Below are 24985 nucleotides of genomic sequence, written 5' to 3'. Positions count from 1 at the left end.
CGAAAGAACCAGCATACGTTCTTTCGCTTTTTTACGTTTGCGTCATGGTATCTAAAAAGGTTTGAACGGCTTTACGGTAGCTCTCCGGATTTTTGGTGTACGACATGGCATGCCCGCCCGATTCGGCCAGATAGAGCATCTTAGGGCCGCGTTTTCTGCGGTGCAGCAATTCGGAAGAAGCGGAAGGTATATAATCATCTTCCTTACTGTGAATAAACAGCACGGGCTGCCGGATTCGGCTGATAACCGATAAAGGAGATACATCACGGATACGGTATCCTTCTCTCATCCGCAAAAAGAAATCAGCCAAAGGCAGAAGCGGCCACGGAGGCAGCCGGAACTCCCGCTTCAGCCTGTAGGCGAGCTGATCGCGAAAGCTTGCGAACGGACAGTCCGCAATATAAAAATCAGCGCCGTTTTCATCCTGATGCCCGCCCGCGTATAATAAGGCCGTCACCGCTCCCATCGATTCCCCGTGGATGCCGATTTGACCGACGTCTCCGGTTTTGTGTCTCACCCAATTCACGGCTTCTTCCAAATCATCTTTTTCAAAATAGCCGTAGCTCGTCGTTCTGCCGCCGCTTTTTCCGTGCCCGCGGTGGTCATATACGAGCACATTCCAGCCTAAATCTAAAAATAAATCCATGTATTTCAATGAATTGAACGAATTTACGGTAACGCCGTGACAAATAATCATGGTGTTTGCCGTATGATGCGGGGCGACGTAAAAGCCTTTGATCTCATACCCGTGGCGTGACAGGATGACGGCCTCTTCTTTTTCCACGGCCTGGAAGGAATCAAATCTGTCATGCCCGTCCGCCGTTTCTTTTTTCATGATATCTTCCTCCGTCTTTTTCTTCATAAACATAATCAGATTCGTAAAAGCGAATCCGGCAGCCAAAAAGACTGCGCAAGCCGAACCGAACACCGCCAGCCATTTTTTCACACAGGCACCCTCCTTTAATATGAAAAATCCTTCCTCCGTCTTTTTGGGACCGTGAACGTTGCCGGCCTCCGGCGCTCCGTGGTACACTTGCCTCACCATATTCAGATACGGGGGGCGTAATGATGAAAAAGCAGCTGCCTAAAGAAAAACACAGCTTAAAAGACGATCTGGAGGAGGATCTGAAGGCCAGGCTTTTGCAAATGAAAAGTGAGCTGAAGGAAGAAGACGAGAAAAAACAGGCGCAGCAAAAGGCGGAACAAATCAGAAAACGAAAAGAAGAAGAAAAACATAAAAGCTTTGAAGAGCTGCTGAATGAAAGCAGTCTCGATTGGCATAAATATAAATAAACCGGCATCTGAAAAGGTGCCGGTTTTATTGTTTAAGAACGATGGGCTTCGTATATGTCCCGTTTTGTATGGTATTGCAGGGCTTTGATTTCCTGGCTGCTTAAACGACGGGCCTCTGCAGCCGAACAGTTTTCTCTCAGCTGCTCAAGTGAGCTGGCTCCGGTGATGACAGAAGCGACGGCCGGCTGTGACAGCAAGTATTGAAGAGAAAGCTCCGTCATGCTCAAGTCAGGTGCGGCAGCGCTGATCGCTTTTTTGGTTTCTGCCAGTTTTGCAAAAGAATATGTTAAATAGCCGTTCTCTTTTACGCTTGCGGCCGCTTGATCAAGCGGTTTTTCCGTAAGAAGCCCTTTAGCGACAGGCCCTCTTGCGACTACGCTGATTCCGTTCTCCTCTAAAAGGGGAAGCCACTCCTCGGGGCGCCGGTCCAGCAGGCTGTATTGCATCATAACGCTGATGATATTTGATTTTTTCACATATTCTTTGATGACATTCGGACGAATCGAGGAAATGCCGTAATACCGGATGACACCTTCCTGTTTTAAGTCCTCAAAAGCTTCGATCGTTTCGTCAATATGATCTTCCATCGTACCGCCATGCAGCTGATAAAGGTCGATATAGTCCGTTTTCAGCCGGCGCAGGCTGTTTTTGACCGCTTCTTTTATGTATCCTTTGGAAGCGTCCCAATGCCAGCCGTCTTTATCATCATTCCAGCGGTTTCCGGCTTTCGTGGCTAAAATGATGTCGTGCCTGCGGTTTTTGACGGCCTCCCCGACAATTTCCTCATTTCTGCCGAAATCATAAAGATCAGCGGTATCTAAATAATTGATTCCAAGCTCGATCGCTTCATCCAAAATAGACAGCGCTTTAGCTTTATCCGTGCCCAGCGACATACAGCCGAGCCCGATTTCGCTTATTTCTAAATCAGAATGTCCCAGTGTGCGTTTTCTCATCGTTTCGCTCCTTTTTATAGTCTTTTATTGACCGTAATATAAAGGCGCGAAGTTTTCAACTGTTAAGGCCCGGTGATCCAATCTCCGACATAGCGGAATGTCCGTCCGTATTCTTTCAGTTTAGCCCGCACTTCCCACGCCTTTCCGACCAATACGATACTCTTATCCTTCCGGTACACCTTCAATCGAAAAGCACCTCCCTCTCATGCATGTATGATAAAATATATGAGGCATAATAGAGAGACAGAACGGGAGATGACATGATGAAACATTTAGAAGAAAAAACACTTGCGAAAAAAAAGCTGTATGACGGGAAAGTCATAGATCTTTACTTAGAGGATGTAGAGCTCCCGAACGGAAAAACAAGCAAGCGGGAAATCGTCAAACATCCGGGAGCGGTGGCCGTACTTGCGGTGACCGAGGAAGGAAAAATCATTTTGGTGAACCAGTTCAGAAAGCCGCTGGAACGGACAATCGTTGAAATTCCGGCCGGGAAGCTTGAAAAGGGGGAAGAGCCGGAACATACGGCGTTAAGAGAGCTCGAGGAAGAAACGGGATATACGGCGGAAACCTTGACGAAAATCACCGCTTTTTATACATCACCCGGGTTTGCTGATGAAATCGTGCATCTCTTTCTTGCGGAAGGGCTTTCGCCGCTGGAAGAAAAACGAGAGCTGGATGAGGATGAATTTGTCGAAGTCATGCAGGTCACGCTTGAAGAGGCCGTGAAGCTGATTGAATCCCGCAGGGTGTATGACGCAAAAACGGCGTACGCGATTCAGTATCTCCAGCTGAAAGAAGCGCTGAAGGAAAAATGATGAAAACCATCTATGCGGACCTGCATATTCATATCGGCCGCACCTATACGGGAAAACCGGTCAAAATCACCGGGGCCAAAACGTTGACGCTGCACCGGATTTTAGAAGAAGCCAGCGAGGGGAAGGGAATTGAACTATTGGGCATTATCGACTGCCATTCCCCGGAAGTCATAGAAGAAATCGAGCGCGGAATTGATGAAGGCAGATACCGTGAGCTGAAAGAAGGCGGCATCCGGTATCGGAATACGACGCTTCTGTTGGGCAGTGAGCTTGAAATCTATGATCACACATGCCGCGGGCCGATTCACGTTCTCGTCTTTATGCCGGCTCTTGCCGAAATGAAGATGTTTTCTGAGTGGCTCGCAAAAAGGCTTAAAAATATCCATCTCAGTTCCCAGCGCATTTATGAAACCGGTTTGAATCTTCAAAGGAAAACAAAGGAATTGGGCGGGCTGTTTATTCCCGCCCATATGTTCACCCCGCATAAAAGCCTGTACGGAAAAGGGGTCATATCTTCTTTGACAGAAGTTTTCGACCCGGCGCTCATTGATGCGGCGGAACTCGGATTAAGCTGCGACACCGACATGGCTTCGCGGGTAACAGAACTTGATCCGTATACATTTTTAACAAATTCTGATGCGCATTCCTTAGGAAAAATCGGCAGAGAATATAATGAAATGCTTCTTAAAGAAGCGAATTTCACGGAATTTTCGCTGGCTTTAAAAGGGAAGGACGGAAGAAAAATCACGGCGAATTACGGGCTGAACCCGAAGCTCGGGAAGTATTACCGGACGGCTTGCGACCGCTGCGGCAGCCCGGTTGAAAAAGGAGCTTCCGCCTGTCCGGAGTGCGGGGGGAAAACAATGACAAAAGGTGTCAGTGAACGGCTGGAGGAACTGAGCGGACCGAAAAAAAGCCGCATGCCGCGGCCGCCGTATATTCATCAAATCCCGCTGCAGTTCATTCCCGGGGTCGGGCCGAAAACGTTAGAAAAACTGAAGCGGGCTTTCGGGACGGAGATGGCGATTCTTCATCAGGCGCAAGAAGAGGAATTGGCGCGTGTCGTCCAGCCTAAAATAGCGGCTGTCATTCATAAAGCGCGCACCGGGCAGCTCGTCCTTGAGGCCGGGGGCGGAGGGACGTACGGCAGAATCAAGCCGTAAAAGCCGGTTTTTAGCGGAGCTCCTCCTGCACCTTCTTTTTCGTGCGGACAAACGCAATCAATTCGATAATTTCATCCTGATTCAGCGGCTGTCCGTCAACGGTCAGTGTGCCGAGGCCTTGTGCGGCGTTTGTTAATTCGATGGTCTGTGCAAACGGCTCCGCCTTTTTTTCAGTGCGCCCCAGTAAATCGTCGCACGTCGTGTCAAACAGATCGGCAAGCGTGCCCAGCGCCTCGAATGACGGACGCCGGTATCCTGATTCATACCCGGCGTACGTGCTTTTGGCGATGCCGAGACGGTCAGCCGTATATTGAAGAGACCAATTTTTCTTTTTTCTCAGTTCAGTTAAACGATCTAAATTCATATTCAAAACCGCTCCTTTTCACTTGAGCAAATTATATCATATCGATATGCAAAAGTGTACGCGAATTGAATAATAATCACTTGATTAATTTCATTCGTCTGTCTATAATTTGATTAAAAGTATGCGAAAAGCGAATGCTTAACACATCTTGAGAAATGGATGAAGAGGTGCAGGGTATGAAAAAATTATTGCTGTTAACAACCGGAGGAACAATCGCCTCAGTCGAAGGAGAAAACGGGCTTGCACCCGGGGTGAAAGCAGACGAATTGTTAACCTACGTATCAAAACTTGATAACGATTACACGATGGAAACCCATTCGTTAATGAACATCGACAGCACAAATATGCAGCCTGAATACTGGGCCGAAATCGCAAATGCTGTCAAAGAAAAGTATGACGCATATGACGGGTTCGTCATTACGCACGGAACAGACACAATGGCTTATACATCAGCGGCACTGTCTTATATGCTTCAGCATGCTGATAAACCGATCGTCATTACGGGTTCGCAAATCCCGATTACATTTCAAAAAACCGATGCCAAAAAAAATATCACGGACGCGATCCGCTTCGCATGTGAAGGGGTGGGCGGCGTATACGTCGTATTTGACGGCAGAGTCATTCAAGGCACACGCGCCATTAAATTAAGAACGAAAAGCTATGATGCATTTGAAAGCATTAACTATCCGTATATCGCGTTTATTACCGAAAACGGAATTGAATACAACAAACAAGTGCACATGCCAAAAGACGATGCTTTTACGGTCAATACTTCACTTTGCACGGACGTGTGCCTGCTCAAGCTCCACCCGGGGCTGAAACCGGAAATGTTTGACGCATTAAAGGGCATGTACAAAGGAATCGTCATTGAAAGCTACGGCAGCGGCGGCGTGCCGTTTGAAGGAAGAGACATTCTCGCCAAAGTCAATGAAATGATTGAAAGCGGCATTGTCGTCGTCATTACGACACAATGTCTTGAAGAAGGAGAGGACATGAGCGTCTATGAAGTCGGCCGAAGAGTCAATCAAGATCTCATTATCCGCTCCAGAAATATGAACACGGAAGCCATCGTGCCGAAATTAATGTGGGCGCTCGGCCAGTCTCACAACTTGGCTGAAGTCAAAAACATTATGGAGACACCGATCGCAGACGACGTTGTACTGTAAAAACATGACTACCACAAAGAGAAAGTAGGGTTTTAGCATGACAAACGCGCAAAAAGAATATCGTCAGGAAAAAGATTTCCTCGGAGAAAAACAAATTGAAGCTGATGTGTATTACGGAATACAAACGCTGCGCGCGAAAGAAAACTTTCCGATTACCGGCTACCGCATCCACGAAGAAATGATTAATGCGCTCGCCATCGTCAAAAAAGCGGCGGCGCTTGCCAACATGGATGTAAAACGGCTGTATGAAGGAATCGGAAATGCGATTGTACAGGCCGCAGATGAAATTCTTGAGGGAAAATGGCATGACCAATTTATCGTCGATCCGATCCAAGGGGGAGCCGGAACGTCCATGAACATGAATGCCAACGAAGTAATCGGCAACAGGGCTCTTGAAATCATGGGCCATAAAAAAGGTGAATACATTCACCTCAGCCCGAACACACACGTCAACATGTCACAATCGACGAACGACGTGTTCCCGACGGCAATCCATATTTCAACCTTGAAACTTTTGGATAAGCTCCTTGATACGATGGCGCATATGCTCAGTGTCTTTAAAGATAAAGCGAAACAATTTGATTCTGTCATTAAAATGGGGCGCACACACCTTCAGGACGCTGTGCCGATCCGTCTCGGACAGGAATTTGAAGCATACAGCCGCGTGCTTGAGCGTGACATAAAGCGAATTAAACAATCCCGCCAGCATCTGTATGAAGTAAACATGGGGGCAACGGCCGTAGGTACGGGACTTAACGCCGATCCGCGCTACATAGAACAGGTTGTGAAGCACCTGGCTGACATCAGCGGACTGCCGCTTGTCGGCGCCGGCCATTTGGTTGACGCCACACAAAACACTGATGCATATACGGAAGTTTCAGCCGCGTTGAAAGTATGCATGATGAACATGTCTAAAATCGCCAACGATCTGCGCTTAATGGCTTCAGGTCCGCGCGCGGGACTTGCGGAAATTTCACTGCCCGCCCGTCAGCCGGGATCATCCATTATGCCTGGGAAAGTCAACCCTGTAATGGCAGAGCTGATCAACCAAATCGCCTTCCAGGTCATCGGGAATGACAATACGATCTGCCTCGCTTCAGAAGCGGGCCAGCTGGAGCTTAACGTAATGGAGCCGGTACTCGTATTTAACCTGCTTCAATCCATCAGCATCATGAATAACGGGTTCCGTTCATTTACCGATCATTGTCTGGCGGGAATTGAAGCCAACGAAAAACGTCTGAAGCAATACGTGGAAAAAAGCGTCGGCGTCATTACAGCGGTCAATCCGCACCTCGGGTATGAAGCGGCTGCGCGAATTGCCCGTGAAGCAATCATGACGGGGCAATCTGTAAGAGATCTTTGCCTTCAAAATGATGTACTGACAGAAGAAGAATTGGATATCATTTTGAATCCGTATGAAATGACAAAACCGGGGATTGCCGGAAAAGATCTATTAGAAAAATAAATTTTAAAGCAACAACAGCCGCCTTTTCACGTTTTTTAGTGAATAGGCGGTTGCCATACAAAGGGATGAGGCAGTATAGTATAATTTGTTATATCATTTGATGAAAGCGTTTTAGCTTTTTTCTTCTAGGGGGATTTTCTTATGAAAGAGGTCAGATTGCCGAATTTATTGGAAATTATTATCTTATTATTCGGGTTTTTAGCACTTGTCTTATCGTTCACAGTGTTTTTAGACCTGCCGATCCAGCTAGCACTATTAATATCCTGGTTTTTCGCTATTATTCTCGGAGTCAGGCTGGGATATTCATATAAAGACTTGCAGGATTCGATTGTCACCGGGATATCAAACGGTCTTGAAGCGGTATTGATTCTTGTTTCGGTCGGTGCACTCATCGGGACATGGATTGCCGGCGGCGTTGTGCCGACGTTAATTTATTATGGTTTAGAGTTTATTAATCCTCATGTTTTCCTTCTGGCTACACTGGTTATTTGTTCCGTTATGTCCGTTGCGACCGGAACGTCGTGGGGAACCGTGGGAACCGCGGGAATCGCCATGATTGCCATCGGAGAGGGAATGGGTATACCGCTTCCGATCGTAGCGGGAGCCGTTTTGTCCGGCGCTTACTTCGGAGACAAGCTTTCACCGCTGTCTGACAGTACGGTGCTTGCCTCCACGCTTTCTAAGGTGGATGTGCTGTCACACGTCAGAGCGATGATGTATCTGTCAATTCCGTCCTATATTATTACGGCCATTCTATTTACCGTAACGGGATTTATATACGGCGGAAAAAATATTGATCTCGACAAAGTAGAATTTTTAAAATCTTCATTGCAGAAAACGTTTGACATTCATATATGGATGCTCATTCCGGCTGTTGTCGTCGTTGTCCTTCTGATTTTGAAAAAGCCGTCTATGCCCGTTATTATCATCGGTGCTTTGCTTGGCGCAATCTGGGCTTCCGTCTTTCAGGGAATGAATTTTGCCAGTGCCATCGCGACTGCTTATAATGGTTTTTCTATTAAAACGGACGTCGAATTTTTAAACGGCCTGTTAAACCGCGGAGGCATTACCGGTATGCTGGATACGTTAGTCGTTATCCTGTTCGGTCTCGGTTTTGGAGGAATTCTTGAGAAGCTCGGCGTATTAAAAGTGATTGTCTCAACTTTTGAGAAAAAGCTGACCACACCGGGAAATGTAACGCTTTCGACATTGATCGTCGCCCTTTTAGGAAACATTTTCGGCTGTGCGATGTACGTGTCATTGATTCTGACGCCGAAAATCATGGAGAACAGTTATGATAAACTGAAACTTGACAGAAGAGTTTTATCCCGGAACGCAGAGGTGGGCGGCACGCTTACTTCAGGGATGGTGCCGTGGTCTGATAACGGCATCTATATGGCCGGCATTCTCGGCGTATCCACATTTTCTTATCTGCCGTTCATGTGGCTCAGTTTTGTATCTATCGGACTGGCAATATTGTACGGATACACGGGGAAATTCATTTGGTACACGAAAGAAAAATCCTTGCAATCTCAAAAATTGGGTTAGGAGGTTCATTTCATGATTACAAAGCATATGATTCGGACGTTAATGATTGAAACGCCGACTGTTCCCGGAAATCTCGGAAAAGTGGCAACCGCCATCGGAGTGATGGGCGGAGATATCGGGGAAGTTGAAACCGTTAAAGTCGGCCCGAACTACACAATGCGCAACATTACGGTGCAGGCTGAAAATGAAGAGCAGCTGCAGGAAATCATTCAAGCCATTGAAGCTCTCGGTGAAGGCATCCGGCTTCATACAGTCTCAGATGAAGTGCTCTCTGCTCATGAAGGCGGCAAAATTCAGATGAAAAGCAAAATGCCGATCCGGACATTGGCTGAGCTTGGCCGTGTTTATACGCCGGGTGTCGCCGATGTGTGCAGACTGATTGAAAACGAGCCAGAAAAAGCGTCCATCTATACAACAATCAGCAATTCTGTCGCCATTGTCACCGACGGCACGGCGATTCTCGGCCTCGGCAATATCGGCTCTGTCGCCGGAATGCCCGTAATGGAAGGGAAAGCCGCGCTTTTTGACCAGCTGGCGGGTATCAGCGGAATTCCGATTTTGCTCGATACCTCTGATCCGGAAGAAATCATTCGCACGGTAAAACATATTTCTCCGGGGTTCAGCGGAATTCTGCTTGAAGATATCGGTTCGCCTCACTGCTTTGACATTGAAGACCGCCTGAAAGAAGAACTGGACATTCCGGTTATGCACGATGACCAGCACGGCACGGCGGTCGTCACGCTCGCCGCCGCCATTTCCGCTTGTAAAAGCGCCGGTCTTGATTTAAAAGAAGCGAAGGTCGGTCAGATCGGTCTCGGCGCGGCAGGCGTCGCCATCTGCCGCATGTTTATGGCATACGGAGTCAAAGCGGTCTGCGGAACGGACAAATCAGAAGACGCAATGAACCGCCTCGCTCAGTACGGAGGTCAGCCGCTTGGAAGCATCAAAGAATTAATGGACACGTGTGACATTGTGATCAGCACCACAGGGGTTCCGGGTCTCATTAAAAAAGAGGATGTCAGAAAAGGACATGTCATTCTGGCCTTATCTAATCCGAAGCCGGAGATTGAACCGGAAGAGGCATTACAAGCCGGAGCCGCTTATGCAGCTGACGGCCGTTCGGTCAATAATGTTCTCGGCTTCCCGGGGATTTTCCGCGGCGCGCTGAACGCCAAAAGCAAGAAAATCGACCATGAAATGCTTGTGGCGGCCGCAGAAGCCATCGCCTCTTGCACAAAACACGGCGATCTCGTGCCTCAGCCTTTGGATGCGGACGTGCATCAAGCCGTATCAGCAGCCGTAGAACGGGCCGCGGCAGGAAAATAAACAACTCTTACAGTACCGGACATGTGCCGGTGCTGTTTTTTATCATGAATAGGAAGCGGAATTCTTAGGCAGGCTAACAGATAGCAAAAGACGGAATAAAGAGGTGTCGATGTGGATTATTTTCCGCTGATCCATACAAATATTTGGGATGCTGTGATCGGCGTGCCGGTCGTCTTATGCGTCACACAGCTGATCAAAGTGTTCTGCCGGGTTCCGGGCATATTCGTTCCTACGATTGCTCTTGCTGCCGGAAATGTTGTGTCTATCGTTTTCGGTCACCATGAACACGTGTATGCGGGGATTTTTATGGGATTTTTTTACGGATATGCCGCAATGGGGAGCTATTCATCTGCGAAAACGTCTCTGCGCGCTTACCGGTCGAAACATGAGCCGTATTCATGAACACATCTGGATTTTTTTGTTATGATAAAGAAAAGGGAAAAAGGAGCGATTGGCACATGGCGAAGAGCAAAACGAAAAAAATGCGGGAGCATCTCAAAAGAAACGGGATGCGTGACGCAGTCCTGTCAAGGGGGACGGCGCCGTCTTTCAGCACCCATGAAAGAGTGACGAAAACCAAAAAAGACAGGCTTGAAAGAATAAAGCATAAAAAAAGAAACCCCTATGATCACCGGAGTGATGACGGGGGTTCTTTTTTTATGCCCGAATCTCGCGCCTTTCTATGATTTCTCTGTCATGTTTTCTCTTTTCTTTCATACAATCTACTAAATCAAGTCAATAGATTAGCGGGAGGAAAGCGGTATGAGAAAACAATCGTACAAAGAACTGTTTTTTCGCCATGTAAAGGATCATCTGTCACTTTATATATTTGTGTTCGTCTTGTTTTTGATGGGGGTCATTTTCGGGGCGATCATCGTCAACAGCATGACCATCACGCAGAAAGAAGATCTGTATTACTATTTAAGCAAGTTTTTCGGACAGCTGTCTGACGGAAAACATGCCGGCGCTTCAGAAATGTTTTGGCAGGCCGTCTTTCATGATGTGAAATATTTGGGGCTGATGTGGATTCTCGGTATTTCCGTAATCGGTCTCCCGGTTATTTTCATTATGGTGTTTTTGAAAGGAATCGTGGTCGGCTTCACGGTCGGTTTTTTAGTGAATCAAATCGGGATGAACGGGTTTTTCCTGTCATTTATTTCGGTTCTGCCGCAAAACATCGTTCTCATTCCGGCATATCTTATCATGGGGACATGCTCCATCGCTTTTTCACTGAAACTGATCCGGCAGCTGTTTGTCAAACGCAGCCTTCATGACGCGCCGATCCAATGGTTCGGACGCTACGCCTTCGTGCTGATTCTCATCGTTTTCTTCTCGGTCATCGCTTCGCTGCTCGAGGCGTACGTGTCTCCGCTGTTTATGGAAAAGCTGTCATCACGCATATTTTAGAATAATTATCACAAAATAATACTTTTATTTATCAGTTTATAATAATTATAGTTGGAACTCTGCGCGTATTTTGTTATAATGAGTCATGGAATGCGGCGTAGGAGGGAAAGACATGGAAAACCGTATTGATCGAATTAAAAAGCAGCTGCACTCGTCAAGCTACAAGCTTACGCCACAGCGGGAAGCAACGGTAAGAGTGCTGCTTGAAAACGAAGAAGACCATTTAAGCGCAGAAGATGTATACCTCCTCGTAAAAGAGAAATCTCCTGAAATTGGTCTCGCTACAGTATACCGTACATTAGAATTATTAACAGAATTAAAAGTCGTTGATAAAATTAACTTCGGGGACGGCGTATCCCGCTACGACCTTCGCAAAGAAGGCGCGGCTCACTTTCATCACCATTTGGTGTGCATGGAGTGCGGAGCCGTCGATGAAATTGAAGAAGATCTGCTTGAAGACGTTGAAGAAGTGATTGAACGTGATTGGAAATTTAAAATTAAAGATCATAGATTGACTTTTCACGGAATCTGCCACCGCTGCCGCGGGGATGAAACAGAGTAAAAGCCTACGAACCTTTTCTGCCAGGAAAGGGTTTTTTGCTGTTTTTATGTATAAAAGCCTTTGAAATTGGCATAAGGTGTACTAACAGCCGCCAAAAGAAAGGGTCGATCGAAAGATGGGCAGATTCCTAAAAACAGCCGCGGATACGATCAAAGTGTTTATTCTGTTCACAGGTTTTACCGCGCTGTTCTATTATGCTATGATATGGGTGAATTCAGAGTATGAAAACTATCATCGGTACGATAAACCGGAAGGCTCCGCCGTCAAAGTGGCCAAAACGGAACATGAGGAGAAAGACGGCTGGTTCGGCCGATTGATCTTTTTTTACCAAAACGGGGAGTAGATCAAGAGTGAAGGATCAAATTAAGGATTTCATCCATTATGTGAGGGTTGAAAGAGGGCTGTCCCAAAATACGATGATGTCCTATGAGCGTGATCTGAAAAGTTATTCTCTCTTCTTAACTGAAAGCCTTCAGATCACTTCATGGAATGATGTGACCCGTCTTCATATTATTCAATATTTAAAGCATATAAAGGACTCCGGGAAATCCGGCAAGACGTCTGCGAGGCATTTGGCGTCAATCCGGTCTTTTCATCAATTTCTGTTAAGGGAAAAAGCCGCGGATAAAGATCCTTCGGTACATATTGAAACACAAAAAACAGAGCGGACGCTTCCGAAAGTATTGGCGCTTCACGAAGTTGAGCGATTATTGGACACGCCTAAGCTTGACAGCCCGTTCGGTCTCAGGGATAAAGCCATGCTTGAACTGCTGTACGCGACCGGCATCAGGGTCAGCGAGATGATCGAGCTGAAATTATCCGACGTCCATTTGACGATGGGATTTGTCCGCTGCTTCGGAAAAGGGCGGAAAGAGCGGATTGTGCCGATTGGTGAAGCCGCTTCTCATGCGATAGAAGCATACATTGAAAAAGCCAGAGGGAAATTATTAAAGAAAAACGTAACCGAAGCGCTTTTTCTGAATCATCACGGCAGGCAGATCAGCCGTCAAGGTTTTTGGAAAAACCTAAAAAAAATCGCACTTGAAGCGGGGATTAAAAAAGAGCTGACACCGCACACGCTTCGGCACTCTTTTGCAACGCACCTGCTCGAAAACGGGGCGGATCTGCGCGCCGTGCAGGAGATGCTCGGACATGCCGATATTTCCACGACGCAAATTTATACGCATGTGACGAAAACAAGGCTGAAGGACGTGTACAAACAGTATCATCCGCGCGCTTAGGAGCCGCTGCCAGAGGGGCCGCGGCTTTTTTTGCCGGATTGGCGGAATACAGAGAAGGTTCTAATTATTTGAATCGGCATTGTCAACAAGAATGTAAACGGTTTATACTTGAGTTGTCTGACCTCTGTAAGCTACAATGGACAGATGGAAGAAAAGGAGGTTTTTATGATGTCTGAATACAAATATAACCGGGTATTTTTGATCGTAATGGATTCTGTCGGAATCGGTGAAGCGCCGGACGCCGCCGATTTTAATGATATAGGCGCAAATACGCTCGGACACATCGCAGAGCACATGAACGGCTTACATATGCCCTATATGGCGCAGCTCGGTCTCGGACTGATCGGAGACATTAAGGGCGTGGAAAAAACGGAGCATCCTCTTGCGTACTACGGAAAAATGCAGGAGGCGTCAAACGGGAAAGATACGATGACGGGGCACTGGGAGATTATGGGCCTCTACATTGAAAAACCGTTTAAAGTGTTCCCGGAAGGATTTCCGGATGAACTTCTTCAGGAACTTGAGCGGCGTTCAGGACGGAAAATCATCGGAAATAAGCCGGCTTCAGGCACGGCGATTCTGGACGAGCTCGGAAAAGAACATATGGAAACGGGTGCGCTGATCGTTTATACATCAGCAGATTCCGTCCTGCAGATTGCGGCTCACGAAGATGTCGTTCCGCTTGACGAACTGTACAGCATCTGTGAAACGGCCAGAGAACTGACGCTTGATCCGAAGTACATGGTCGGCCGGATTATCGCAAGACCGTTCGTCGGAGAACCGGGCAGCTTCAAACGCACGCCGAACCGTCATGATTATGCGCTCAAACCGTTCGGCCGCACGGTAATGAACGGAATGAAAGACAGCGGATTAGACGTCATTTCCATCGGCAAAATTTCTGATATTTATGACGGAGAAGGCATTACATCTTCCCGCCGCACGGTATCTAATATGGATGGCATGGACAAAGTGATTGAAACGCTCGGTGAAGAGTTCACGGGCCTGAGCTTTGCCAACCTCGTTGATTTTGACGCGCTGTACGGACACCGCCGCGATCCGGAAGGGTACGGAAAAGCGCTCGAGGAATTCGACGCGAGGCTTCCGGAAGTGTTTGAGAAAATGAAAGAAGACGATCTGCTTATCATCACTGCGGATCACGGCAATGATCCTGTCCATCACGGCACGGATCACACGAGGGAGTATGTGCCGCTTCTTGTGTACAGCAAAAAGCACAAACACACTGAACAGCTGCCGCTTGCGGATACATTTGCCGATATCGGCGCAACCATTGCGGATAATTTCAAAACGGAAAAGCCGGAATACGGAAAAAGCTTTTTATCAAGATTACAGTAGGGGGACTTTTTTTGAAACAAAAGATCGAACGTGCTGCTGCATTTATTAAAGAACACGTGAAAGAAACACCAAAGATCGGTCTGATTTTAGGGTCAGGGCTCGGCGTATTGGCCGATGAAATTGAAGGGGCTGTCAAGCTTACATATGAAACGATCCCTGATTTTCCGGTCTCAACGGTAGAAGGCCATGCCGGCCAGCTTGTGATGGGAACGCTTGAAGGTGTGCAGGTCATCGCGATGCAGGGCCGCTTTCATTACTATGAAGGCTACTCAATGGATCAGGTCACATTTCCCGTCCGCGTGATGAAGGCGCTCGGCGTTGAATCCCTTGTCGTGACGAACGCAGCCGGCGGTATCAACACTGAATTCCGCGCCGGCGATCTGATGATTATTACAGACCACATCAACTTTACGGGCACCAACCCGTTAATCGGGCCGAACGAAGCTGAATTCGGACCGAGATTCCCGGACATGTCAGAAGCCTATGACAAAGAGCTGTCAGGCTTGGCTGAAAAAACGGCCGATGAGCTGGGCATTCCTGTTCAAAAAGGGGTGTATACAGCTGTTACGGGGCCGTCTTACGAAACGCCTGCTGAGGTTCGGTTTTTAAGAACGATGGGTTCTGACGCTGTCGGCATGTCGACCGTGCCGGAAGTCATCGTCGCCAACCACGCGGGGATGCGCGTGCTCGGCATCTCATGCATTTCCAACGCGGCGGCAGGTATTCTTGACCAGCCGTTATCACATGAAGAAGTAATGGAAATGACGGAAAAAGTAAAAGGCGGCTTTTTGAAGCTTGTAAAAGCCGTAGTCGCACGTTCTCAAAAATAAGTCAGCATCAGTCAGCTGTTTCTTCGGAAGCAGCTGTTTTTTTTGTGCCCTCAACACGAAATATTTTCCAGATGAGGCGTATAAAACCACCGGATTTGGAAAAAATAAAAAGGATTATGAAATGGAGGGCTTTGGAGATGAAACGTCTTATATCCACTTTGTTGATTGGCATTTTATTAACGGCATCAGCACCGTCCGCTTTTGCAAAGCCGGACGGAAAACATACATCGGAGCTCGCTCATGAAGCCAAAAGCGCCGTGCTGATTGAACGCGATACGGGAAGCATTCTTTATAACAAGAACAGCCGGGAGCGTCTGGCGCCGGCAAGCATGACAAAAATCATGACCATGCTTTTAATCATGGAAGCGCTTGACAAAGGGAAAATAAAGATGAGCGATAAAGTCAGGACGAGTGAACATGCCGCGTCCATGGGCGGATCACAGATTTTCCTTGAACCCGGAGAAGAAATGACGGTAAAAGAAATGCTCAAAGGAATTGCGATAGCTTCCGGAAATGACGCATCCGTCGCAATGGCGGAGTATATCGCCGGTTCAGAAGAGGATTTCGTCAGCCGGATGAACAAAAAAGCAAAAGAATTGGGATTGAAAGATACCTCCTTCAAAAACCCGACGGGACTGCCTGAAAAAGACCATTACAGCTCTGCTTATGACATGGCGAAAATGGCGAAGGAATTATTAAAGTATGATAAAATCACTCAATTTACGGGAACGTATGAGGATTATTTAAGAGAAAATACAGACAAAAAGTTCTGGCTCGTCAATACAAACCGGCTGATCAAATTTTATCCGGGTGTAGACGGCGTGAAGACGGGCTTTACAGGCGAAGCGAAGTATTGTTTAACCGCCACCGCTAAAAAAGGAAATATGAGGGTCATTGCTGTCGTTTTCGGAGCCAGCACCCCGAAAGAAAGAAATGCCCAAGTGACCAAAATGCTTGATTACGCCTTCAGCCAGTTCAAAACACACCCGCTGTACAAACGGGATCAAATCGTCGGAACGGTAAAAGTGATAAAAGGAAAAAAGAAACTGATCAAGCTGACCACATCTGAGCCGATTTCTCTTCTGGCCAAAAAGGGAGAGAACATGGACAAAGTAAAAAAAGAAGTGAAAATCAACGGCAATGTAACGGCTCCGGTTAAAAAAGGAGAGGTGCTCGGCAGCCTCGTTCTGAAAAAAGACGGAAAGGTGCTCGTTGAAAGCCCGGTCACGGCAAAAGACGACATGGAAAAAGCGGGTTTTCTCACTTTTCTGAAGCGGACGATGGGAGATTGGACAAAATTTAAATAATCGTGGCGAACGGACACTAGTTTTGTCATAGTGAAGGAATTGCTTTCCCGAAAATCGAAACACTCATTATCCGATCATATCAAGGAGGAATGAGCATGAGCCTTGGAATTGACTTTCATGTCAAAGAATCCGTGCTTTGTATTCGATTAACAGGTGAACTCGACCATCATACGGCAGAATCATTAAAACAAAAGGTTACTGAATCGCTGGAGGCTGACGGCATCCGTCACATCGTGCTGAACCTTGAAGATCTTACCTTCATGGACAGCTCCGGCCTCGGCGTGATTTTAGGGCGTTATAAACAAATTAAACAGCTCGGCGGAGAAATGGTCGTGTGCGCGATTTCGCCCGCGGTGAGACGTCTGTTTGACATGTCCGGCCTGTTTAAAATCATCAGGTTCGAACAATCAGAACAAAAAGCGCTTTTAACGTTGGGGGTGGCATCATGAAAAACGAGATGCATCTTGAATTTTCAGCCCTCAGTCAGAACGAATCGTTTGCGCGCGTAACAGTTGCTTCTTTTATCGCACAGCTCGACCCGACGATGGATGAGCTGACGGAAATCAAGACCGTCGTATCAGAAGCGGTAACAAACGCAATCATCCACGGCTATGAAGAAAACTGCGACGGAAAGGTGTACATCTCCGTTACGCTGGAGGATCATGTCGTCTATCTGACCATACGTGATGAAGGCCTCGGGATCACGGATCTTGAGGAAGCGCGCCAGCCGCTCTTTACGACAAAACCCGAGCTTGAGCGCTCCGGAATGGGCTTTACCATTATGGAAAACTTCATGGATGATGTCACGATTGATTCCTCGCCGGAGATGGGAACGACGATACGCTTAACAAAACACCTATCAAAAAGCAAAGCGCTTTGTAATTAAGGAGATTTGTTATGGATGTGGAGGTTAAGAAAAACAGCAAAAACGCGCAGCTCAAGGACCATGAAGTCAAAGAATTAATCAAAAAGAGCCAAGAGGGCGACCAGCAGGCAAGAGACCTCCTCATAGAAAAAAACATGCGTCTTGTGTGGTCCGTCGTTCAAAGGTTCTTAAACAGAGGCTATGAGCCGGACGATCTGTTTCAGATCGGCTGTATCGGATTGTTAAAATCCGTTGATAAATTCGATTTGTCCTATGATGTTCGTTTTTCAACTTATGCCGTGCCGATGATTATCGGAGAAATCCAGCGCTTCATCCGCGATGACGGAACCGTCAAAGTATCAAGATCTTTAAAAGAGCTCGGCAATAAAATACGCCGGGCGAAAGATGAACTCTCAAAAACATACGGAAGAGTGCCGACCGTTCAGGAAATCGCGGACCATTTAGAAATTGATGCGGAGGATGTGGTGCTTGCGCAGGAAGCGGTGCGGGCGCCTTCATCCATTCATGAGACCGTGTATGAAAATGACGGAGACCCGATCACCCTGCTTGATCAGATCGCCGATCATTCAGAAGAGAAGTGGTTTGACAAAATCGCCCTCAAGGAAGCGATCAGTGATTTGGAAGAACGGGAAAAACTCATTGTCTATCTGAGATATTATAAAGATCAGACACAGTCGGAAGTAGCCGAACGGCTCGGGATTTCCCAAGTCCAGGTATCGAGGCTGGAGAAAAAAATATTAAAGCAGATTAAAGTGCAGATGGATCATACGGAAAGCTGACCTTTTACGGGCCGGCTTTTTTTATTTGTGCATCGGTGGTAATTTATGGTCTTTTGCCGCTGATGAATGAGAACAAAAGTGAACCACATACTACATATATAACCACCCGAAAGATGGTGATGCAAGATGGAAAGACGAATATTTCTCAGACTTCGCCACCGCGTGAAGGCTCATACCGGAGATATCATCACAGTCGGCGACGCCGCACAGATCGCGGGACAGCAAAAGCTGAAAAAAAAACTGTCGGCACTGCCGCTGTATAAGGTCACGAAAAAAGACAAAAATATCGTCGTGCTGGACATCATAAAAGTGCTGAAAACCATTCATACCGTTTTTCCCGCGCTTGATGTACAGACCGTCGGCGGCGCTGAAACGATAGTGGAAATCCATTACCAAAAAAAGCAGCTGTCAGCCGTTTTGTTCGTCGGTGTCTGGCTCCTGCTCTTTATCGGTTCATGTCTTGCCATTATGAATTTTCATGAAGATGTCAGTATGAGAGAAGTTCATATCGCCTTATATGAAATCATAACGGGCGAACGGAATGAATACCCGTATCTGCTTCAGATTCCATACAGCATCGGCCTCGGTCTCGGTATGATCGTCTTTTTTAATCACATCTTCAAAAAACGCCTGAATGAAGAGCCAAGCCCGCTGGAAGTCGAGATGTTTAATTATCAGCTTGATCTCGATCACTATGTCGCAATGCACGAAAATGAAGAGACGATGAAAGATCTGCATGATCGTTAGCATTCTTTTCGTTATATTTGTCGGGCTTGGCGGAGGGCTGACCGTGGGTGCGGGCTTTGTGGCTTTTTTAACCGTTATGGGAATCGTCCCCCGCCTTATGCAGCTGACAAAAACAATGCGCTTTGTACAGGCCTACGAAGGAGCTGTTATTTCAGGAGCTGTGTTCGGCGGCTGGGAAACCTTAAATATGAATCATTTTTTTTTATCTGAATGGCTGGCCGTTCCGGTCGGGCTTTTGGCCGGCATGTTTGTCGGCATGCTGGCCGCCGCGCTTACAGAAGTGCTGAATGTGCTTCCCATTCTTGCCAAACGGATCGGCTTCGGCAGCAAAATCATCATATTGCTGATGGCCATTGTGTTCGGCAAAATAGCCGGCTCTTTATTTCATTGGCTGTATTTTATCCATCATTCATAAGGAGGAACCGATGTGACAAACTTAAAAGAAAATTACAAAACAAAAGTGAAAGACTATCAGCCGAAACCGCCATATGTTTGGAATTGCGTCAAAGCCTTTCTGATCGGCGGTTTGATCTGTCTGATCGGGCAGGCTCTTCAAGACTTTTACATCCACTTTTTTAATTTCAATGAAAAAACAGCGGGCAACCCGACGTCCGCCACTCTTATTTTAATTTCCGCCCTTTTGACCGGATTCGGTATTTATGACAGACTCGGGCAGTTTGCCGGAGCGGGTTCAGCCGTGCCGGTGACGGGTTTTGCAAACAGTATGACAAGCGCCGCTCTGGAACACAGAAGTGAAGGACTCGTGCTCGGGGTAGCGACAAACATGTTTAAATTGGCGGGAAACGTCATTGTATTCGGCGTCGTGGCAGCCTATATCGTAGGTCTGATACGGTTTGCTTGTGAAAAACTGTTTTCGTAGGAGGAGAAAAAATGAAATTGACCGGAAAGCAAACCTGGGTGTTTGAAAACCCGTTATTTGTAAATTCGGCGGGGACGGCCGCCGGACCGAAAGAAAAAGACGGCCCGCTCGGTTCGCTGTTTGATAAGACATACGATGAAATGCACTGCAATCAGAAAAACTGGGAAATGGCGGAACGTCAGTTAATGGAAGATGCTATCAACTCCGCTTTGCAAAAACAGAATTTGAAAAAGAGCGATATTGATTTGTTACTCGCGGGGGACCTTTTAAATCAAAATGTGACCGCCAACTACGTCGCCAGACATCTGAAAATTCCGTTCCTCTGTCTGTTCGGCGCCTGTTCGACTTCAATGGAAACGATTGCCGTCGCATCCGCGCTCATTGACGGCGGTTTTGCGAACCGGGCGGTCGCAGCCACGAGCAGCCATAACGCGACGGCAGAACGGCAATTCCGCAATCCGACGGAGTATGGCGGGCAAAAACCGGATACCGCCACTTCAACGGTCACGGGGGGCGGGGCGGTCATCATCAGCCAAAACCCTTCTGATATCAAGATTACAAGCGCAACAGTGGGAAAAGTAAGCGACCTCGGAATAACAGATCCGTTCGATATGGGATCCGCCATGGCGCCCGCTGCCGCCGACACAATCAAACAGCACCTGCAGGACTTAAACCGCACGGCGGATGATTATGATCTGATTTTAACGGGTGACCTTTCAGGCGTCGGCTCGCCGATCGTGAAAGATTTGCTCAAAGAAGAAGGCTATCCTGTGGGAACGAAACACGATGACTGCGGTCTTCTCATCTATACGCCGGACCAGCAGGTGTTTGCGGGCGGAAGCGGCTGCGCCTGCTCTGCGCTTGTTACGTACACACATTTTTTTAATCAATTAAAAGCAGGGACTCTAAACAGGGTACTCGTTGTCGCGACAGGAGCGCTTTTAAGTCCGACAATGATCCAGCAGAAGGAAACCATTCCGACCATCGCGCACGGTGTGGTATTTGAGCGGGCGGGAGGTGCATCATAAATGGAATATCTGTTGGCTTTTGTTTGCGGGGGAATCATATGCATTATCGGTCAGCTGCTGCTTGACATTTTTAAACTGACACCCGCCCATGTGATGACAACTTTTGTCGTCATCGGCGCCTTGTTAGATGGGTTCGGAATATATGACAAATTTATCGAATTCGCGGGTGCGGGCGCGACGGTTCCCATCGTCAGCTTCGGTCACAGCTTATTGCACGGCGCCATGCATCAAGCTCACGAGCATGGATTTATCGGGATCGCCATGGGGATTTTTGAACTTACTTCCGCCGGTATATCTTCAGCGATTTTATTCGCATTTCTTGTAGCCGTTATTTTTAAACCGAAAGGATAATGCCTGATGACGAAACGGAAGGTCATTCTTGTGACAGACGGGGACGTATACGCCGCCAAAACAATTGAATATGCCGCGGAAAAAGCAGGCGGACGGTGTATTTCCCAATCAAAGGGCAATCCGTCAACGAGAAGCGGGCCCGAACTTGTTCAGCTGATTAAAGCCGCGCCGAATGACCCGGTGTTTGTCATGTTTGACGATTCAGGCCTGCAAGGGGAAGGGCCGGGCGAAACGGCGCTGAAATATGTCGCCTCACATCAGGACATTGAAGTGCTGGGGGTGATTGCGGTCGCTTCTAAGACCCATCAGGCTGAATGGACGAAAGTCGATGTCTCCATTGACCGTGATGGAGAAGTGACGGAGTTTGGCGTCGATAAAACCGGAATGAGAGAAATGGACGAGCACAGAATGAACGGAGATACGGTGTATTGTCTGGATAAATTGGACGTTCCCCTCATTGTGGGCATCGGCGACATAGGAAAGATGGGGAGAAAAGATGACATATCCAAAGGCTCGCCGATCACGATGAAGGCGGTCGAATTCATTTTAGAAAGGAGCGAAAGCCATGCCGGAAAAACCGGAAAACATGATCAAGGTGTACCGGGATCCTAGAAAAAATGAACAATTTTTTAAAGACCGCGTCGGTATGGGAACGAGCTATGATGTCGGCGTCCGCAAAGTTCGAGTATTAGACCGGGAAGTCCAGATTTACTTTGTCAACGGATTAACCGATACTTTGTTTATCGTTCATTTAATGGAACAGCTCGTCGACATCAATAATTATGACGAGAATGCGGATGAAGCGATTGACGTTGTTGAAAACAGGCTTGTCAATCAGCAGGTCCAAAAAGTCAAAACGCTCGACGAAGTAACGGATCAGGTGCTTTCCGGACTTGTCGCCGTTATCGTTGAAGACGCGGGCTTCGCCTTTATCGTTGACGTCAGAAGTTACCCCGGACGCACACCTGAAGAACCGGATACGGAAAAGGTCGTCCGCGGAGCAAGAGACGGTTTTATCGAAAATATCGTCATTAATACAGCATTGATCAGAAGACGAATCAGGGACGAAAGGCTCCGCGTCAAAATTACGAAAGTCGGCGAGCGCTCTAAGACCGATCTTGCGATTGTGTATATAGAGGACATCGCGGACCCGGACCTTGTCAGCATCGTCGAAAACGAAGTGAATGCGATTGACATTGACGGATTGACGATGGCTGATAAAACGGTGGAAGAATTCATCGTCAAACAGGGCTACAACCCGTTTCCGATGGTCAGATACACGGAGCGGCCGGATGTGGCCGCCAATCACATTTTGGAAGGGCACGTCATCATCGTCGTTGATACGTCACCGAGCGTGATCATAACGCCGACAACGATCTTTCACCATGTTCAGCATGCGGAAGAATACAGGCAGGCGCCTTCAGTGGGAACATTTTTAAGATGGATCAGGTTCTTCGGTATTATCGCTTCAACGGTCTTGCTACCGATCTGGTTCCTCTTTGTTCTTGAACCGTCTCTTCTGCCTGAAAGATTGGATTTTATCGGTTTAAATAAAAATACGCATATCCCGATCATTCTGCAAATCTTTTTGGCCGATTTGGGGATTGAGTTTCTCAGGATGGCCGCGATCCATACGCCGACCGCTTTATCCACCGCCATGGGTCTGATTGCGGCGGTGCTGATCGGTCAAATCGCCATAGCGGTGGGGCTGTTTTCAGCAGAAGTGATTCTGTACGTATCGATCGCCGCCATCGGATCATTTACCACGCCGAGCTATGAGCTCAGCCTCGCCAATAAAATGATACGCCTCATCTTAATGGTTCTCGTGGCCATTTTCCAAGTGAAAGGCTTTGTGATAGGCTTTACATTGCTGCTGATCATAATGGCGAATATACGCTCGTTTCACACGCCGTATTTATGGCCGTTTTTACCGTTTAACGGCAAGGCGCTGTGGCAGGTGCTCGTCCGGACGACAGTGCCGGGAGCCAAAGTCAGGCCGAGCATTGTTCACCCGAAAGACCGTCAAAGGCAGCCAAGCGGTTCATAATCGCATTGAAACCGACAGAAGATTATGATATTGTATGTCTTAACTTATACGGGACTTGTATAAGGACAGCTCAAAAGAAGCTGTCCTTTTCACCCATATGCGGATCAGAAAGAGGGAATGAGCATTGTTCTTACATGGCACAAGCAGACAAAACAAACTAGGTCATTTGGAAATCGGGGGTGTGGACGCGCTGTATTTAGCGGAGCATTACGGCACGCCTCTTTATGTTTACGATGTGGCTTTAATACGTGAGCGCGCTAAAAGCTTTAAACAGGCATTCATTGACGCGGATTTAAAGGCGCAGGTCGCGTACGCGAGCAAGGCGTTTTCTTCTGTTGCGATGATACAGCTCGCTGAGCAGGAGGGGCTCTCATTGGACGTTGTATCCGGCGGAGAGCTGTTTACGGCGGTTGCGGCTGGTTTTCCGGCTGACAGGATTCATTTTCACGGCAATAACAAAAGCGAAGAAGAGTTGAAAATGGCGCTCGATCATCAAATCGGCTGCATCGTCGTTGATAATTTTTATGAAATATCCTTACTCGCGGAACTGTGCCGCAAATCAGGGCGCACAATGGATGTGCTTCTGCGCATCACTCCGGGGGTAGAGGCGCATACGCATGATTATATTACGACGGGACAGGAAGATTCCAAATTCGGTTTTGATCTGCATAACGGGCAAATAGAAAAGGCGATTGAACAAGTATTACAGTCAGACCATATCCGCCTTCTCGGTGTTCACTGCCACATCGGATCACAAATTTTTGATACGGCGGGCTTTGTGCTGGCCGCAGAAAAAATCTTCGCAAAACTGAATGAATGGAGAGAATCATTCGGCTTTGTCTCTGAAGTGCTGAATTTAGGGGGCGGCTTCGGGATCCGCTACACGGAGGAGGATGAACCTCTTCATCCCGCCGTTTATGTGGAAAAAATTATCGAAGCGGTAAAAGAAAACGCAGCGCTGCACGCTTTTGACATTCCGGAGATCTGGATTGAACCGGGACGCTCGCTCGTCGGAGACGCCGGAACGACGCTTTATACCATCGGTTCGCAAAAAGAAGTGCCCGGCACCCGTAAATATGCAGCGGTTGACGGGGGCATGAGCGATAATATCCGTCCTGCGCTGTATCAGGCGAAATATGAAGCCGTATCGGCAAACAGAATCGGAGAACACCACGACAAAACGGTATCCATCGCGGGTAAGTGCTGTGAAAGCGGTGATATGCTCATTTGGGATATAGATCTTCCGGAAGTGAAAGAAGGCGATCTTCTCGCCGTTTTCTGCACGGGAGCGTACGGATACAGCATGGCTAACAACTACAACCGCATTCCGCGTCCCGCCGTCGTTTTTGTGGAAGACGGCGAAGCGCATCTTGTCATTAGAAGGGAAACTTATGAAGACATTGTAAAACTGGATCTGCCGTTTAAGACGGGCGTCAAACAATAAATAAAAAAGAGACCGGAACAATGGCGT

Annotated in this window: 31 protein-coding genes; 27 read left to right on the top strand and 4 right to left on the bottom strand. The window is 47.6% G+C overall.

All coding sequences use genetic code 11. The features are described from left to right. Positions 1 to 31 precede the first annotated feature (31 nt). On the bottom strand, positions 32 to 946 hold the full coding sequence (locus SB847_RS07010) for an alpha/beta hydrolase (RefSeq protein WP_410561593.1): 915 nt from the start codon (positions 944 to 946) through the stop codon (positions 32 to 34). 122 nt (positions 947 to 1068) lie between these two features. On the opposite strand from SB847_RS07010, the gene SB847_RS07005 reads away from it, so the two are divergent. Then, positions 1069 to 1293, top strand: coding sequence for a YqkE family protein (locus SB847_RS07005; protein WP_029326119.1), 225 nt, complete (start codon positions 1069 to 1071; stop codon positions 1291 to 1293). Between the two features lie 32 nt (positions 1294 to 1325). Here SB847_RS07005 and SB847_RS07000 read toward each other — a convergent pair whose 3' ends face one another. Further along, positions 1326 to 2246 carry an aldo/keto reductase gene (locus tag SB847_RS07000; RefSeq protein WP_410577488.1) on the bottom strand — a complete coding sequence of 307 codons (921 nt, stop codon included), beginning with the start codon at positions 2244 to 2246 and terminating at the stop codon, positions 1326 to 1328. Between the two features lie 62 nt (positions 2247 to 2308). Continuing rightward, on the bottom strand, positions 2309 to 2431 hold the full coding sequence (mciZ, locus tag SB847_RS06995) for a Z-ring formation inhibitor MciZ (protein ID WP_003153315.1): 123 nt from the start codon (positions 2429 to 2431) through the stop codon (positions 2309 to 2311). Positions 2432 to 2509: 78 nt separating this feature from the next. Between mciZ and SB847_RS06990 the strand changes: the two genes are divergently transcribed. After that, positions 2510 to 3064, top strand: coding sequence for an NUDIX hydrolase (locus SB847_RS06990; RefSeq protein WP_003153317.1), 555 nt, complete (start codon positions 2510 to 2512; stop codon positions 3062 to 3064). Then, positions 3064 to 4227 (top strand): TIGR00375 family protein, encoded by a 1164-nt coding sequence (locus SB847_RS06985; protein WP_038459033.1) that lies wholly within the window; start codon positions 3064 to 3066, stop codon positions 4225 to 4227. Before SB847_RS06990 ends, SB847_RS06985 begins: the two co-directional genes overlap by 1 nt. A gap of 10 nt (positions 4228 to 4237) precedes the next feature. On the opposite strand, the gene SB847_RS06980 is transcribed toward SB847_RS06985, so the two are convergent. Next, positions 4238 to 4591: a helix-turn-helix domain-containing protein gene (locus SB847_RS06980; RefSeq protein WP_032873211.1), complete on the bottom strand. Its 354-nt coding sequence runs from the start codon at positions 4589 to 4591 to the stop codon at positions 4238 to 4240. 176 nt (positions 4592 to 4767) lie between these two features. On the opposite strand from SB847_RS06980, the gene SB847_RS06975 reads away from it, so the two are divergent. The 24 genes from SB847_RS06975 (at position 4768) to lysA (ending at position 24958) form a co-directional block, all read left to right on the top strand. Then, positions 4768 to 5757, top strand: coding sequence for a type I asparaginase (locus SB847_RS06975; RefSeq protein ID WP_003153321.1), 990 nt, complete (start codon positions 4768 to 4770; stop codon positions 5755 to 5757). 37 nt (positions 5758 to 5794) lie between these two features. Next, positions 5795 to 7222 (top strand): aspartate ammonia-lyase, encoded by a 1428-nt coding sequence (aspA, locus tag SB847_RS06970; RefSeq protein WP_003153322.1) that lies wholly within the window; start codon positions 5795 to 5797, stop codon positions 7220 to 7222. Between the two features lie 141 nt (positions 7223 to 7363). Beyond that, complete coding sequence (nhaC, locus tag SB847_RS06965; RefSeq protein WP_007612350.1) at positions 7364 to 8770, top strand: Na+/H+ antiporter NhaC; 1407 nt, start codon at positions 7364 to 7366, stop codon at positions 8768 to 8770. Between the two features lie 12 nt (positions 8771 to 8782). After that, positions 8783 to 10096 (top strand): NAD-dependent malic enzyme, encoded by a 1314-nt coding sequence (locus tag SB847_RS06960; protein WP_007409402.1) that lies wholly within the window; start codon positions 8783 to 8785, stop codon positions 10094 to 10096. 111 nt (positions 10097 to 10207) lie between these two features. Next, complete coding sequence (locus SB847_RS06955; RefSeq protein ID WP_003153325.1) at positions 10208 to 10498, top strand: hypothetical protein; 291 nt, start codon at positions 10208 to 10210, stop codon at positions 10496 to 10498. A 56-nt stretch (positions 10499 to 10554) separates the two neighbouring features. Next, a complete protein-coding gene (locus SB847_RS06950; protein WP_012117898.1) occupies positions 10555 to 10782 on the top strand; it encodes a hypothetical protein in 228 nt (75 codons plus the stop codon). A 76-nt stretch (positions 10783 to 10858) separates the two neighbouring features. Then, positions 10859 to 11503: a stage II sporulation protein M gene (gene spoIIM, locus SB847_RS06945; protein WP_410561602.1), complete on the top strand. Its 645-nt coding sequence runs from the start codon at positions 10859 to 10861 to the stop codon at positions 11501 to 11503. Positions 11504 to 11615: 112 nt separating this feature from the next. Beyond that, on the top strand, positions 11616 to 12065 hold the full coding sequence (fur, locus tag SB847_RS06940) for a ferric iron uptake transcriptional regulator (protein WP_003153330.1): 450 nt from the start codon (positions 11616 to 11618) through the stop codon (positions 12063 to 12065). 115 nt (positions 12066 to 12180) lie between these two features. Then, on the top strand, positions 12181 to 12408 hold the full coding sequence (locus SB847_RS06935; protein WP_003153331.1) for a YqzK family protein: 228 nt from the start codon (positions 12181 to 12183) through the stop codon (positions 12406 to 12408). A 7-nt stretch (positions 12409 to 12415) separates the two neighbouring features. Continuing rightward, positions 12416 to 13306: a site-specific tyrosine recombinase XerD gene (gene xerD / locus SB847_RS06930; RefSeq protein WP_007612347.1), complete on the top strand. Its 891-nt coding sequence runs from the start codon at positions 12416 to 12418 to the stop codon at positions 13304 to 13306. A gap of 168 nt (positions 13307 to 13474) precedes the next feature. Then, on the top strand, positions 13475 to 14659 hold the full coding sequence (gene deoB, locus SB847_RS06925; RefSeq protein ID WP_410561605.1) for a phosphopentomutase: 1185 nt from the start codon (positions 13475 to 13477) through the stop codon (positions 14657 to 14659). Between the two features lie 11 nt (positions 14660 to 14670). Beyond that, positions 14671 to 15489 (top strand): purine-nucleoside phosphorylase, encoded by an 819-nt coding sequence (locus SB847_RS06920; protein WP_007409407.1) that lies wholly within the window; start codon positions 14671 to 14673, stop codon positions 15487 to 15489. A 137-nt stretch (positions 15490 to 15626) separates the two neighbouring features. Then, positions 15627 to 16796 carry a D-alanyl-D-alanine carboxypeptidase family protein gene (locus tag SB847_RS06915; protein ID WP_029973633.1) on the top strand — a complete coding sequence of 390 codons (1170 nt, stop codon included), beginning with the start codon at positions 15627 to 15629 and terminating at the stop codon, positions 16794 to 16796. Between the two features lie 95 nt (positions 16797 to 16891). Continuing rightward, the gene (gene spoIIAA / locus SB847_RS06910) at positions 16892 to 17245 is read left to right on the top strand and encodes an anti-sigma F factor antagonist (RefSeq protein ID WP_007409411.1); all 354 of its coding nucleotides are present in this window, start codon (positions 16892 to 16894) and stop codon (positions 17243 to 17245) included. Continuing rightward, positions 17242 to 17682 carry an anti-sigma F factor gene (gene spoIIAB, locus SB847_RS06905; protein ID WP_003153347.1) on the top strand — a complete coding sequence of 147 codons (441 nt, stop codon included), beginning with the start codon at positions 17242 to 17244 and terminating at the stop codon, positions 17680 to 17682. Before spoIIAA ends, spoIIAB begins: the two co-directional genes overlap by 4 nt. Positions 17683 to 17693: 11 nt before the next feature. Beyond that, positions 17694 to 18461, top strand: coding sequence for an RNA polymerase sporulation sigma factor SigF (sigF, locus tag SB847_RS06900; RefSeq protein ID WP_003153348.1), 768 nt, complete (start codon positions 17694 to 17696; stop codon positions 18459 to 18461). A gap of 126 nt (positions 18462 to 18587) precedes the next feature. Next, entirely contained in the window at positions 18588 to 19208 is a 621-nt protein-coding gene (locus SB847_RS06895; protein ID WP_410561608.1) for a stage V sporulation protein AA, read from the top strand. Further along, a complete protein-coding gene (locus SB847_RS06890) occupies positions 19198 to 19623 on the top strand; it encodes a stage V sporulation protein AB (RefSeq protein WP_029326122.1) in 426 nt (141 codons plus the stop codon). The genes SB847_RS06895 and SB847_RS06890 overlap by 11 nt, the downstream gene beginning before the upstream one ends. Before the next feature lie 12 nt (positions 19624 to 19635). After that, positions 19636 to 20088, top strand: coding sequence for a stage V sporulation protein AC (spoVAC, locus tag SB847_RS06885; RefSeq protein ID WP_007612334.1), 453 nt, complete (start codon positions 19636 to 19638; stop codon positions 20086 to 20088). A gap of 11 nt (positions 20089 to 20099) precedes the next feature. Continuing rightward, positions 20100 to 21116, top strand: a complete 1017-nt coding sequence (spoVAD, locus tag SB847_RS06880; RefSeq protein WP_410577487.1) for a stage V sporulation protein AD — start codon at positions 20100 to 20102, stop codon at positions 21114 to 21116. Continuing rightward, a complete protein-coding gene (gene spoVAE, locus SB847_RS06875; protein ID WP_007409415.1) occupies positions 21117 to 21467 on the top strand; it encodes a stage V sporulation protein AE in 351 nt (116 codons plus the stop codon). Positions 21468 to 21470: 3 nt separating this feature from the next. Further along, the gene (spoVAEA, locus tag SB847_RS06870; RefSeq protein ID WP_025284950.1) at positions 21471 to 22079 is read left to right on the top strand and encodes a stage V sporulation protein SpoVABEA; all 609 of its coding nucleotides are present in this window, start codon (positions 21471 to 21473) and stop codon (positions 22077 to 22079) included. After that, positions 22033 to 23514 (top strand): spore germination protein, encoded by a 1482-nt coding sequence (locus SB847_RS06865; RefSeq protein ID WP_007612331.1) that lies wholly within the window; start codon positions 22033 to 22035, stop codon positions 23512 to 23514. The genes spoVAEA and SB847_RS06865 overlap by 47 nt, the downstream gene beginning before the upstream one ends. Positions 23515 to 23638: 124 nt before the next feature. Continuing rightward, positions 23639 to 24958: a diaminopimelate decarboxylase gene (gene lysA / locus SB847_RS06860; protein ID WP_012117893.1), complete on the top strand. Its 1320-nt coding sequence runs from the start codon at positions 23639 to 23641 to the stop codon at positions 24956 to 24958. The last annotated feature ends 27 nt before the right edge of the window (positions 24959 to 24985 follow it).

Source organism: Bacillus sp. SIMBA_026 (genome assembly GCF_046535335.1).
Lineage (GTDB): Bacteria > Bacillota > Bacilli > Bacillales > Bacillaceae > Bacillus > Bacillus velezensis.
The sequence above is the reverse complement of the archived record's forward strand: the minus strand, read 5'-3'. Positions and strand labels throughout refer to the sequence as shown.